The sequence below is a fragment of the Stutzerimonas stutzeri RCH2 genome (assembly GCF_000327065.1).
Classification (GTDB): Bacteria; Pseudomonadota; Gammaproteobacteria; order Pseudomonadales; family Pseudomonadaceae; genus Stutzerimonas; species Stutzerimonas stutzeri_AE.
The window spans coordinates 4,079,661-4,092,336 of record NC_019936.1; the positions used below are offsets into that span (position 1 = coordinate 4,079,661).

A 12,676-nucleotide genomic window follows, 5' to 3' on the forward strand; every position below is an offset into this window, starting at 1 on the left:
CACTGAGAAAAGGCCGGCAGTGTGCGCTTTCGGGCGCCCTGCGGCGAGTCCGATCAACCGTCCTCGCGCTCGCCGAGGCGGCGGTACAGCGTGCGCCGGCCGATGCCGAGCAAGGCCGCCGCGCGGCGCTTGTTGCCGTCCACCAGCTTCAGCACATGCTCGATATAGCGCAGTTCCAGCTCTTCCAGGGTCGGCAGCAGCGGGCCATCGCTAAGCTGGGCAAGCAGTTCGGCGCCGGCACTGCGGGCGTTGTCGTCACGATAGTCGGCAATGCGGCTGGGCAGGTGCTCCAGCTCGATGCTGCGCCCGTGGCAGAAGGTCACCGCGCGCTCGATGGCGTTTTGCAGTTCGCGCACGTTGCCGGGGAAGGGATAGCGCCGCAGTTGCGCCAGCACCGCCGGTGCCAGGCCGCGCACCGGCCGCCCGCTGCGCGCGGCGAAATGGGCGACGAAACCGGCCGCGAGCAGCTCGAGGTCCTCCTCCCGATCCCGCAGCGGCGGCACCTGCAGGATGAAGGTCTCCAGACGGAAGAACAGGTCCTCGCGGAAGGCCTCACGACCGGCCTCGGTTTCCAACGGGCGGTTGCTGGCGGCGATGATGCGTACGTCCACGGTCAGCTCACGTTCGGCACCCACCGGGCGGATCGTGCCTTCCTGCAGCACACGCAGGAGTTTGGCCTGCAGCGGCAGCGGCATCTCGCCGATCTCGTCGAGGAACAGCGTGCCGCCGTCGGCCTGCTGGAACAGCCCCTTGTGCGCGCGGTTGGCACCAGTAAAGGCGCCGGCGACATGGCCGAAGAACTCGCTTTCCAGCAATTCGGCCGGCAGCCCGGCGCAGTTGATTGCCAGAAACGGCCGGTTCGCACGTTCACTTTCCGCGTGTACGGCACGGGCGACGAGTTCCTTGCCGGTGCCGCTCTCGCCAATCACCAGCACCGGCCCTTCGGCACGGGCGAGCTGGCGGATCTGGTCGAACAAGCCGCGCATCACCCGGCTGCGGCCGAGCATGCCGTGGAAGCGATCGTCGCTGAGCAGCTGCTGGAAGCGCCGCACCTCGTCGCGCAAGCGTCGCGTCTCCAGCGCGCGGGCCACCGCCAGGCCAAAATGTTCGAGGTCCAGCGGCTTGGTAAGGAACTCGTCGGCGCCCTCCTTAAGCGCCGCCACCGCCTGCTGGATGCTGCCGAACGCGGTGATCACCAGAAACGCCGGTGCCGCCTGCATGCTCTTCACCCGCCGCAGCAGCGCCATGCCATCGGCACCGGGCAGGCGCAGGTCGCTGACCACCAGCGCCGGCTCCCAGCTTTCCAGCGAACCCACCGCCTCCTCCGCGCTGGCCAGCGCACGCACTTGCAAGCCGCGGTCTTCCAGCTCCTCGACCAGCAACTGGCGCAGACTGTCATCGTCTTCGACCAGCAGCACCCGCTCCTGCGTCACTTCAGTCATGCCCGACCTCCTCGTCGATCAATGGCAGAGCAATACGGAAGGCCGCGCCCGGCAGGCTGCCGTCGACCAGTTCGAGGCGTCCGCCGCACTCGCTGACCACGCCATGCGCCACTGCCAGACCCAGTCCACTGCCCTCGCCCACCGCTTTGGTGGTGAAAAACGGCTCGAACAGCGCCGCGCGATTTGCTTCGGCTACACCCGGACCGTCGTCTTCCACCTGCAGCAGCAGCTCGTTGCCGTCTTGCCACCAGCTCAGCCGCACCAGCCCGCCAGGGCTCGCCTGAGCGGCATTGCGCAGCAGATTGGTCAGTGCCTGCTCGAAACGCGGCGGGTCGACACGGCAATAAACTGTTTGCGCCGGCGCCAGCAGTTCCAGCCGAACCTGTAGCGCGGCGAGCTCGTCAGCCACCGCGGCGGCAGCCGAGTGCGCCAGCACCTCAGCGGGCACGCTGCGCGGGGGCGAACCGGCGGCACGACCGAAATCCAGCAGCTGACGGACGATGGCGCTGAGCCGCGCCACTTGCTGACGAATCTGCAACAGCGCGCGGCGATGGGTTTCGCCCAGCTCGTCGTCGCGCAACACCCGCTGCGCCTTGCCGTCGATCACGCTGAGCGGACTGCCGAGCTCATGCGCCACGCCGGCCGCCAGCCGTCCTACCGCCGCCAGCTGCTGGCTCTGGCGTAGACGCGCCTGCAGCTGCTCCTCGCGGGTCTGCTGCTCGGCCACCTGGCGCTCGGCGGCGGCGATGCTGTCGAGCATCTGGTTCAACGCGCCGGACAGCACGACGATTTCCTGCGGCCCGCTGCGTGGCGCTCGATGCTCGCGCTCCCCCGCCGCGACCCGCTCCATGCTGCGCGCCAGCTGCTGCAGATGCTTGCCCACCGCCGAGCGGTGGCCGAGCAGGATCACCACCAGCGCCACCCCGGCCAACAAGCCACCCAGGCCCGCGGCGATCAGGCGCAGGCGGCGGATGTCCTGCTCGAAATCGCCCCAGCGTCGGGTCACCTGCAGCAGGCCGTTGATCTGCCCACCGCTCTCTTCCAGCGGGACGAAATAGGAATAAACCGGGCGGCCGTTGATGCGCTGATAGGTGCCGGTCAGCTCGCCACCGGCGGTGAGCTGCTGGATCGCCGACTCGTCCTGATCCGGCTCCGCCGCACCGGCATAGGCCGCGAGCTTGCCGTCACGATCATAGACATAGGCGCCATACACACGACCGACGCCGAGCACCGATTCGAGCACCTGTTGCAGGGTGCGCTCATGGTTCTTCTCCAGGCTGGCACTGAGCGGCAGACGTACTGCCCGCGCCACCAGCTCGACCTCCGCCTGCAAGCGTCGCTCGCTGTTGCGCTCGACCGTCCAGAGCACCACCGAACTGAAGCCGAACATGATCGCCATCAGCGGCACGACGACCTTGAGCAAGAGTGCGCCGCGTAAGCTGGATGGACGCTGCCAGATTGATACATGTGTCATATAGGCACACTACAGACGCCTAACATATGGGTCCACCCCGCCCCGACGAAACGGGAAAGCCTTTAAACAACAATGGCTTAGCTATTCAAGAGAAAGCTGGCACGGCTGCTGCAATAACCAATCCGTCTTTAACCGAAGCAGGAATGAACATGACCCAGCACAACGCTCGTCTCGCCTTCGCCGGAATTTTCTCGCTGTTCCTCGGCTTGGCCGCTCCCCTTGCATCGGCGCAATCAGCCAGCCCAGCCCCCACTGCTCAGCCGGCAACTGGCGCTCAGGCGCAGCAGTTCAGTGAAAAGAAACTGGAGAACTTTGCCGAATCACTGGGCGAGATCATGGAGATTCGCGAGGAGTTCACCGGCAAGCTGCAGAAGACCGAAGACGCCGACAAGGCCCGTGAGCTTCAGCAGCAAGCCAACGAGAAAATGCTCGGTGTGATCGAGGAAAATGACATCAGCATCGACGAGTACAACGCCATCAACGAAGCCGTGCAGACCGACCCGGAACTGCGCAACCGCGTGATTGCGATGATGCAGCAGTGATTGCACCACTGACACCGCGCGGCGCTGTCTGAGGCGCTCGCGCTGGGTGACAAGCAAGCCCCGCCTGGCCGATGCCGGCGGGGCTTCTTGCGTTTGGGTGCCAGAATCCAGCAAGCGCCCGATTCCAAACGGATATCTGACAAGAAGCAGTCGGTCGGGCGGCCATCCTCCAGATTCGTATTCAGCGCTATCCACCGCGCTTGGAGCCCTCCACAAGAACCCTACCTCGCAGTTTTGCCAGCGACGCAAAGCCTGAACCCCACGCGACCGCACCGCTCACCGAAGAGGCGATAACGCGCCACCCGACTCAATGACCACACGCCCCGGGCGCAAGGCGCGTGCGAAAGTCGAAGTAGTGTTCAAGCACCTGCTCCGGAGCCTCGACCTGCGGGTAGTGGCCGATGCCCTCCAGCAGCACGGTATCGGGCGCAGGAATCAGCTCACGGTAGCGGGCGACCATGTGGGCACCAGAAATCGGATCGGCTGCGCCGTCGATCACCCGCAGCGGCACGTTGCAGCGCTGCATCGCCGTTACCCAGCGCTCGCGTTGCCTGACGCGCTCCGGCATGTAGCGGATCAGCCGGTGCATCACCGCTGGTCCGTTGCCCTCGGCGATCAGTCGCCAGTAATCGTCCAGCTCGGCGTCGCTCGGCTGCGTCTGCGCACCGAACACGCGGCCGAAGGTCGCCCCTAGCGAACGCCGCGAGAACAGCCTGCCCAGCAGAAAGCCGAACGGGCCGAGCAGCAGCTTCTGCACCCGTACCGGATGATGGGTTTCAGGGAACAGCCCGCCATTGAGAAACACGCAACTGGCCAGCGCGATGCGCCCTTCGCAATGCCGCGCGAGTAACTCCTGAGCGACGCTGTCGCCATAGTCATGGGCCAGCACATGGATCGCGCCGCCGATACCTAGCTCGGCCAGCAGCGCCTGCTGCAGATCGGCCTGCTCGATCAGGCTGTAGGCGTGCCCGCGCGGCTTGGCCGAATAGCCGAAGCCGAGCATGTCGCAGGCAATCAACCGATAGCGCGCCGCCAGCGACTGCCAGACCTTGTGCCAGTCCCAGCTGGCGGTGGGAAAGCCATGAATCAACAGCAGCGGCTCACCGTCGCCGGCCATCCAGTAGCGAATGCGCTTACCGCCAAAATCGAACTCGCGAGCGCTAGCGCGCCAGGTATCCAGCGCTATGTCGGTGCTACTCATTAGCCTTTCTTGTTTTCGTGAAGACGAAGACAGTCTAGCGGGCGGGTGTGGCATGACGATTTGCCCTGCCGGCCAGGTTAATGGCTCGGCGAGTCAGGCAAGCGCGGAGGCTCAGCTGTTGCCAGTTAGCTGGCGGCAGGGCATGGCGCCTTTTCCCTTATTGAGGAGGCGGCTCTCACGGAAGCTCAGGTCGTAGACGGCCAGTCCGAGCTGGGCGATCAGCGCCGCATCCGCTCGGCCAATCGCAACTGGCGGTAGTCCTCGTGTGTACAGGTACTGGGTTCATCGCCGGTGAGGTCATAGCAGCGTTGGCCGTAGCCCATCGGCCAATATGCGATGCCTACCGGCGGCCAGAAAATCGAAGCCACCCTAAAGCGGCTTCGCAGCTTGCCGCTCTTGACCGTCATTGATTGACGATCTACCAGCCGGTAGGGAATACCGCCCGCCGCGCCCCATGAGAACGGACGGCTGCGCACAAGCCCCTGATCGAAACTGGCGGGGCGTTCGTTGACGAGGAGTCGAGTTTCATCCGGCAATTTGAACCAAGCCCCGGTCGAACAACCAGTGACGAACAAAACGAGGGGAAACAACAGGGTACGGGCTTGCATACACAATCCTTGAAAAGAAAGGCGACATTCCTTTGCGCGGTGGGCGCGCGCAGCCGCTCAGAGGGTCAAATGATCAGATCCGCCAGCAAAAACGAATAACTGCAGCCGTCAATAAACGCCATCACGACCAAAGCGGGGGATGAACAGCTCGGCAGCAGCTTTACGTACCGGCTCAGACTGGACTGGCTCACCTTGGGCCGTATTGATCACCACATCGCCACCGAGCGCCTGCACGACCGTCGGCTGCGCCAGCAAGGAGGCAAGTGCGTTCCGACCCGCCTGGGTGTAGTCATAGATGCGGTCGGACCCGCGGGCATGTGCCACTGCCAGCTGCTGACCTGTTTGATCGATCAACTCGGCACGCAACGAATAAGTAAGAATCTCGCCAATAGCGGCCTCACTTTTCCATTCCTGAATGGAAACGTCGAGCAACAGCACACCCGGTTTCGATGCTGCTTTCGCGCCGACATCAGCCACGCGCGCAGCGACGTCTTCACGTTCAAAGCCACCGATAAGCGCTGCTTGCAGATCGCTGGCCAAGGGGCGGCCAGAGCGGGTATTTACGTCATAGGGAATGTAGTAACTGCCTCGAACAAGCCCTACGAACGTACCTTTCTTGTTGCCAGATACCACGTAGGGTCGGGCGTCGGACACTCTCACTTCCACCGACTGGGGAGGGACGCTCGGCATTGAAGGAAAACTGTGTGGGTAATCGACCTTCCTGCCATAGGCACACCCGGTGAGCATGAGACAAATGATTGCAAACCAAACAAAGCGAGGCATATCCGGCATCCATTCCAGTTGAGCAGGGTTTCACATACACATAGGTATCACCTCATCACCAACGTCGATCGTTAGGCGATGTGGCGATAGCGAAAGCACGCATGATACTTAATTGCCAGCATCCAAAAACAGGGCAGTCTGTTTATTGGCGAATCCAGCGAAAAACGGCGTTCCCTTTTCGCTTTTTCCTTTTTCCTTTTTCGCTTTGCTGGGTTCAGTTCGATAAAGCGAGAACATGCAAGTAGATAGGTTTCAGTTTGTACGACGCTCGATTTATAGGGACTTTCCCAAAGCGTTCCAGACCGGCCTTCCAATCAATTTCGATACCGAGTGGCTCGTGCAGCGAGTGCTTTCATCAACTGACCTAGCTCTGCTATCGCCTCACCCGGAGCCAGCAGCAAATGCACATGGTTCGTCATCAAGCAGTACGCATAGATCGTGACGCCAAAGGCATCCTTCAGCTCACGCAGATCAGCCAGGTATCGCTGGTAATCTTCGTCAGCGGCGAATACGACCTGGCGGTTGTGGCCTCGCTGGACGACATGGTGCGGGTAGTTCGCTAAAACAAGACGGCCCGTCCTGGGCATAGTGGTGTTCTCCGCTCCGTGGGTAAGGCGTCAGAGTAGTGAAGACCCGAAAAGCGGTCTGGAGCACATGTCACATAGGGCTGAAAATAAATCTGCTCCTTTTCCTTTTTCACTTATTCATCATAATCCTTGGGTTTATTGTAATCATACTCAATATTAAACCGGCCATCAGGGTAAAGAATAAATACCAACCCCCAAATACGACGCCCATCCTTTTTCAGCAGATCATCCCGAAGGAAAAGAGCGGCACCAAGCCCCTCCCAAAGGGACTCCGGAGTCGTCTCAAATCCACCCTCCTCATATTTCTTGCCTTGATACATAAGCCACTGGGAGCCTGAAGCCATTTTGCAAAATATCTGTACACGGCAACCAGCGCTGTCCCATGAGCGCCCATCTATAAAACCTAAAACATATTCCGCCAACCGCTCATATGCTTCTTCCACAGCATTCATTACAGACCTCACTGCTCAAACCGAAAAGGCGCCAACTTACATCTATAGTCGCCAGAACTCTAAACTCACTCGGTCTAACGCCATCACCTGACGGATACTTAACTTCTGAAAAAGGGGACAGATTTATTTATTTGCGCATCACCAGTCAAAAAATAAATCTGTCCCCTTTTCCGCTTGAGTCGACGGGGAAGTTCAGGCCAGTAACCTGACTCCCGAACGCTGTCAGCCTGCTCGTTTCATTCACCACTTGCCGCCGCACAAAGCTGCCTGCGCAGCCACCGCAGTCCGACCGAGGCATCCTGCTGCCGATGCCAGATCAAGCTGACCTGCACCGGTGCCATGGCCATCGGTAGCGGGAACACCTGCAAGGCGTACTGCTCGGCGAAATGCTCAGCCAGTGCCTTGGGTACGGTGCCGAGCAAACGGGTCTGCGATACCACCGAGGGAATCGCCAGATAGTGGGGCACCAGCAGTTGCACCTTGCGCTGCACCTTGGACGACCCCAGCACTATCTCCAGCGGTGAGCCGCGCCCGGCACGCGGATGCACCGAAACATGACTGGCGTTCTGGTACTGCGCCAGCGTCAGTTGCTGCTGTATCGCCGGGTGGTCGGCACTGGCAATCACCGCCAGCTCTTCTTCGCGCAGCGGCTCGTATCTCAACTCGTCGTCGAAGTGCAGATAGTCGATCGCTAGATCCAGCTCGCCGGTCCTCAGGCGCTTGACCAGGGTGTCGGCATCATCGGATTGCACCGACAGCACCAGACGCGGTGCCAGTGCCTGCAGCCGGGACAGCGCGACCGGCAGGAATACCGCCTGCGCATAGTCATTCATCGACACCCGGAAGGTCAGTTCGCTGCCGGTATCAATCCCGGCCTGCGGCGCAAGGCCTGTGCGCAGCAAATGCAGGGCTTCGCGTACCGGCCCATACAGGGCCTGGGCCTGTGGCGTCGGCAGCATGCCGCGTGCGGTGCGCTGGAACAGCGGCTCGCCGAGTTGCTTGCGCAGGCGAGCCAGGGCGTTGCTGACGGTTGACTGGCTGAGGTGCAGGCGCACGGCGGCGCGTGACAGGTTCTGCTCCTGCATCAGGGCATCGAATACCAGCAGCAGGTTGAGGTCGAGCTGGCGCAAATTCGTAATCATCAATAACTATCTTTTCAAATATCCATTTGAAAAATAATGATGCCCGCCCTTATCGTCCAGTCAATAAACAGACTGGACGGGCGCGAAATGCAGTTCGATACAACCAGCTTTCGGGCGCGCTATCGCGCCAGTATCAAGCCCGGCTACAACGCCTGGCTGCATGGCGGCTTTGTGTTGCTGTTCGGTGCGCTGTGCATCGGCTTCCTGTTGAGCCGGGTTGCCGCCCCATCACCCTGGGAGTGGCTGACGGTGCCGCTGGCGCTGATCTTCTACAACTGGGGCGAGTACAAGATTCACAAGAATCTGGGGCACGTCAAACACGGCTTCAGCAAGCTGTTCTATCAGCGCCATACCGGTGATCACCACAGTTTCTTCGCCTATGGGCAGATGAACTACGAAACCCCCAGGGACTGGCGGGTGATTTTCTTCCCGGCCTGGCTGATTGCGGTGTACGCCACCATCAACCTCACGCTCTTCTGGGTACTCAGTCAGTGGAACAGCAATGTGGCGGCGCTGTTCTGCGCCACCCTGCTGCTGGGTTACCTCGCCTACGAGACCATGCATGCCAGCGAGCACCTGCCGGAACAGCACCCGCTGCTGAAAATGCCAGGCCTGCGCCGCATGCGCCGGCTGCACGAGCTGCACCATGCCCGCGAGCTGATGCACAACTTCAATTTCAATATCGTGTTCCCGCTCTGGGACTGGCTGTATGGAACGTTGTACTGGGAAGCTGAGGGCGCTGAATCAGACCAGCCAATGACCCGTATACAGCAGCATGTGGATATCCAGCGCTCGCCGGATCTGCTGCTGGCCTATCTTGCTACGCCGACACGCTGGCACGAGTGGCATCACTACCCGGTGTCGATCAAAGGCCCCAGCGGCACCCTGGGCGCCGGCAGCCGGTTTGAATACAGCAGCGAGCGCGCCAGCTATCTGCTGTGGGATGTGCTTGAGTATCTGCCGGGGCAGCGCTGGACCGCACGGGCACGCGGCAACTACGGCCTGCAGATGCGGGTCACCTATGAATGCAGCCCGCAGGGCACCGGCAGCCGCTTCACCCGCAGCATGGAGTATCGCTTTGACCACCTGTTCGGCCGCCTGGCCAACCGGCTGTTTTTGCACAGACGCCTGCAGCAGGATTCCGCTGATTTGCTCAAGCATCTGGGGATTGTCGCCGAGCACGTGATCCCCTCCGCAGGCACGGCTTCCATGAACGGCTTACAGGCTGGTGGAACCCGGGTCAGATGAGCATTCAGCGATGAAGATTCAGCCCGCCTCACCGCCCTCCCCCAACCACCGCACCGCCCACGCAATACGGAAAAGGGGACAGATTTATTTTTCCGTGAACGCTCGCGGCTTGCCTTGCCCTTTGTCGCCCGCTATCGCGGGACATTCAGTTGACGATGGCGGCATCGCTTTCGCGCCAATTTGGCCTCAGCCATACCAAATGCAGCCGAAACAGGACGACTAAAAGGGCGTATATGACGAGAACCGACCGGTCAGCCGGCAAGCGACAACCAGGCTATATCGCCGGTGATAGAGTCGGCCACCCCATTTGATCACTGGAGAAACCATGCGCCCACTGTTCAACGCCATGCTGCTGGCCCTGCCGCTCGCACTCTCTTCGCTGGCCTCAGCCGCCGACTCGCCTGCTGGGCGCTGGCAGACCATCGACGACGAGACCGGCAAGCCCAAGTCCATCGTCGAGATCCAGCAGGCGGCCGACGGCACCCTGACCGGCAAGGTCGCGCAGATTCTCAAGTCGGATCAGGGCGCCAATCCGGTGTGCAGCCAATGCGAAGGCGAGCGCAAGGACCAGCCCATTACCGGCATGACCATCCTGCAGGACCTCAAGCCGAACGGCGAGCAGGTGTGGAGCGACGGCACCATCCTTGACCCGGCGAAGGGCAAGACCTACCGCGCCAAGGCGAAACTGCTGGAAGGCGGCGACAAGCTGGAAGTGCGTGGTTACATCGGCATCGAGGCGTTGGGCCGAACGCAGACCTGGGTGCGCCAGTAAGGCCACCCTCGCCACGGCAGGTCATGCCGCACGTCATGCTGCGTCAATGACCCTAGCCGTGCTGGTATGGGGCGGCGACAGACACCGTCAGCCTTGTGCCAGCCGCTGCAGCGCGGCGCGATCCAGGCAGCGATAACGGAACGACGGCCGGCCGATCTGCCCGTAGTGAAAGGATTCTTCCAACAGCTGCATATCGTTCAGGTGCTTGAGGTATTTGCGCACCGAGACGCGCGACATGCCGGTGGCCGAGAGCAGGGTTTCGCTGGTGAAACTCTCGTCCTCCAGCGCGAGGATCGCCTGTGCCACCTGCGCCAGCGACGCCGGGGTCAGCCCCTTGGGCAGGTCGCCGGGGCGACGCGCATCTGCCGCAGCAGGTTGACTGAACAGCCGATCGATATCGCCCTGGCCGAGCTGATCCGGCAGGCGAGCCAGCGACTCACGGGCGCGACGGCACGCCTCGATGGCATCGCGAAAGCGCTCGAAACTGAACGGCTTGACCAGGTAATCCCGCGCGCCGAGACGCTGCGCCGCGCGTACCGTTTCGATCTCCGAAGCCGCGGTGATCAGCACCGCATCGGTATTGCGGTCCTGCGCGCGCAGGTGACGGAGCACCTCGAGGCCGGAGCGATTGCGCAGGTAGACATCAAGCAGCAGCAGGTCCACCGGCTCACGTTCGAGCAGCTCCAGCGCAGCTGGCACGCTCTCGCACTGGCCGACCAACTCGATGCCGTCGAGACGGGCGAGGTAGTCGACATTCAGGCGCATGACCATCGGGTCGTCCTCGACGATCAGCACGCGCATGGTGTTTTTCATGGTGCCTCACCTTCCGCGGCGGTCCGATAGGACAATTCGACCTCGAACAGGCTGCCGCGGCCCGCTTCGGAATAGACCGCCAGGCTGCCACCCCAGGCCTCGACCTGCTCCTGCACAGCAGCCAAGCCGATGCCGCGCCGCTCGCCCTTGGTCGACACGCCGCGCTCGAATATCTGCCCGCGCACGGTGGCCTCGATACCGCCACCGCTGTCCTGCACATGCAGCGAGAGCAGCGCTTCGTCGTAGTTCAGCGTCAGGTTGACGCGTCGCTCGTCCTGCTCGGCCACCGCCTCGAAGGCGTTTTCCAGCAGATTGCCGAGGATGGTAACCAGACCATGAATCTGCTCGGGCGCGGCGGCCGGCAGGGGATGTTCGACGTCGACCTGAAAATCGATGCCACGTTCGCGGGCCTCGCTCTGCTTGCCGAGCAGAAAGCCCGCCAGCACCGGCTCACCGATCCCCTCGACCAGGGACGTCGCCGGCGCCAGCTGGTGATCGGCAAGGTCGCGCAGATAGGCGCGCAGGGCATCCAGATCACCCATCTGTGCCAGGCCGAGCAGCACGTGCAGCTTGTTCTTGAATTCGTGGGTCGCCGCCCGCAGCGCTTCGGCATAGCGGCTGACACCGGTCAGCTGCTCGGCCAGCGCGTTGACTTCGCTCTTGTCGCGGAAGGTCGCGATGGCACCGATCACCCGGCCCTGATGACGGATCGGCGCACGATTGGCGAGGATCGCCCGACCGTTGAGGCTGAACTCACGGTCCCGCTGCTCGGTTGCGCTGGCCAGCACCTCGGGCAGGCCACTGTTGGGCAGGTATTCGGCGATCGGCCGGCCCAGCGGTGGTTTGCCGAGGCCGGTGCTGGCCAGCAGGCGCTCGGCGGCGGGGTTGACCAGGGTGATGCGCGCCTGGTCGTCAACCGCCAGAACGCCTTCGCGCACCGAGGCCAGCATCGCCTGACGCTCCTCCACCAGCCAGGTGATCTCGTAGGGTTCCAGCCCCAGCAGCACGCGCTTGATATAGCGTGCCAGCATGTGCGCACCGAGGGCGGTGACCAGCATCAACGCCAGTACACCGAGCACCACGCCGCGCTGATGAGCCTTGAGCAGTTCGCCGAGCGAAGCCAGGGTGACCCCCACAGAGACGGCACCGAGCACCGCTCCCTCGTCGTTCAGCACCGGAGCGAAACCGCGAATACTGCGCCCCAGGCTGCCATCGGCACGCGAGGCATAGGTCTCGCCGGCCAGCACCGGGCCTTCGTCGTCGCCGCGAAAGGCCTGCCCGATGAGGGTCGGCTGCGGGTGCGTCAGGCGCAGGGCGCGCGGATTCATCACCACGATGAAGTCCACACCCAGACGCTGACGCAACCCGTCGATCTCCCGCTGCAACGAGTTATCCGCGTTGAAATCGGCGGGGCCGGCAAGGGCCAGCTGCACGTCGTCACGCGCGGCAACGCTCTGCGCCAGGTTGGTGACCCGCGAAGCCTGGCCTTCCTCCAGGGTGTCCTGCAGCTGCACATTGAACAGCCAGAGGGCCAGCGCCAGGGCCAGCACCACCATGACGGCGACCAGCAGCGAGATCAGCGTGTTCAGGCGCAAGCGCAAAGCCATCACTC

The 12,676-nt window shown here is 62.5% G+C and carries 12 protein-coding genes and 1 pseudogene; 3 read left to right on the forward strand and 10 right to left on the reverse strand.

What is annotated here, in order from left to right:
• Positions 1 to 53: 53 nt before the first annotated feature.
• A complete protein-coding gene (locus PSEST_RS19035; RefSeq protein WP_015278564.1) occupies positions 54 to 1,442 on the reverse strand; it encodes a sigma-54-dependent transcriptional regulator in 1,389 nt (462 codons plus the stop codon).
• Complete coding sequence (locus PSEST_RS19040) at positions 1,435 to 2,916, reverse strand: ATP-binding protein (protein WP_015278565.1); 1,482 nt, start codon at positions 2,914 to 2,916, stop codon at positions 1,435 to 1,437. Before PSEST_RS19040 ends, PSEST_RS19035 begins: the two co-directional genes overlap by 8 nt.
• A gap of 149 nt (positions 2,917 to 3,065) precedes the next feature.
• Between PSEST_RS19040 and PSEST_RS19045 the strand changes: the two genes are divergently transcribed.
• Positions 3,066 to 3,458, forward strand: coding sequence for a DUF4168 domain-containing protein (locus PSEST_RS19045; protein ID WP_015278566.1), 393 nt, complete (start codon positions 3,066 to 3,068; stop codon positions 3,456 to 3,458).
• A gap of 307 nt (positions 3,459 to 3,765) precedes the next feature.
• Here the strand turns inward: PSEST_RS19045 and PSEST_RS19050 are convergent, their stop codons facing one another.
• The 6 genes and pseudogenes from PSEST_RS19050 to PSEST_RS19070 all read right to left on the reverse strand — a co-directional run bounded on the left by PSEST_RS19050 (position 3,766) and on the right by PSEST_RS19070 (position 8,231).
• A complete protein-coding gene (locus tag PSEST_RS19050) occupies positions 3,766 to 4,659 on the reverse strand; it encodes an alpha/beta fold hydrolase (protein ID WP_015278567.1) in 894 nt (297 codons plus the stop codon).
• Positions 4,660 to 4,877: 218 nt separating this feature from the next.
• Positions 4,878 to 5,267, reverse strand: coding sequence for a hypothetical protein (locus tag PSEST_RS19055; RefSeq protein WP_015278568.1), 390 nt, complete (start codon positions 5,265 to 5,267; stop codon positions 4,878 to 4,880).
• Between the two features lie 108 nt (positions 5,268 to 5,375).
• Positions 5,376 to 5,921 (reverse strand): hypothetical protein, encoded by a 546-nt coding sequence (locus PSEST_RS19060; RefSeq protein WP_232422564.1) that lies wholly within the window; start codon positions 5,919 to 5,921, stop codon positions 5,376 to 5,378.
• A 326-nt stretch (positions 5,922 to 6,247) separates the two neighbouring features.
• Positions 6,248 to 6,637: pseudogene (locus PSEST_RS21925) on the reverse strand (transposase); the annotation flags it as partial.
• 113 nt (positions 6,638 to 6,750) lie between these two features.
• Positions 6,751 to 7,089, reverse strand: a complete 339-nt coding sequence (locus PSEST_RS22180) for a hypothetical protein (protein ID WP_015278570.1) — start codon at positions 7,087 to 7,089, stop codon at positions 6,751 to 6,753.
• A gap of 236 nt (positions 7,090 to 7,325) precedes the next feature.
• Positions 7,326 to 8,231, reverse strand: a complete 906-nt coding sequence (locus tag PSEST_RS19070) for a LysR family transcriptional regulator (RefSeq protein WP_015278571.1) — start codon at positions 8,229 to 8,231, stop codon at positions 7,326 to 7,328.
• An 87-nt stretch (positions 8,232 to 8,318) separates the two neighbouring features.
• Here PSEST_RS19070 and PSEST_RS19075 point away from each other — a divergent pair, with 87 nt between their 5' ends.
• Both PSEST_RS19075 and PSEST_RS19080 read left to right on the forward strand, forming a co-directional pair.
• Positions 8,319 to 9,479, forward strand: a complete 1,161-nt coding sequence (locus tag PSEST_RS19075) for a sterol desaturase/SRPBCC family protein (RefSeq protein ID WP_015278572.1) — start codon at positions 8,319 to 8,321, stop codon at positions 9,477 to 9,479.
• Between the two features lie 325 nt (positions 9,480 to 9,804).
• A complete protein-coding gene (locus PSEST_RS19080; protein ID WP_015278573.1) occupies positions 9,805 to 10,251 on the forward strand; it encodes a DUF2147 domain-containing protein in 447 nt (148 codons plus the stop codon).
• 87 nt (positions 10,252 to 10,338) lie between these two features.
• Here PSEST_RS19080 and PSEST_RS19085 read toward each other — a convergent pair whose 3' ends face one another.
• Both PSEST_RS19085 and dcuS read right to left on the reverse strand, forming a co-directional pair.
• The gene (locus PSEST_RS19085) at positions 10,339 to 11,064 is read right to left on the reverse strand and encodes a response regulator (protein WP_015278574.1); all 726 of its coding nucleotides are present in this window, start codon (positions 11,062 to 11,064) and stop codon (positions 10,339 to 10,341) included.
• The gene (gene dcuS / locus PSEST_RS19090; RefSeq protein ID WP_015278575.1) at positions 11,061 to 12,665 is read right to left on the reverse strand and encodes a DcuS/MalK family sensor histidine kinase; all 1,605 of its coding nucleotides are present in this window, start codon (positions 12,663 to 12,665) and stop codon (positions 11,061 to 11,063) included. The genes PSEST_RS19085 and dcuS overlap by 4 nt, the downstream gene beginning before the upstream one ends.
• Positions 12,666 to 12,676 lie beyond the last annotated feature (11 nt).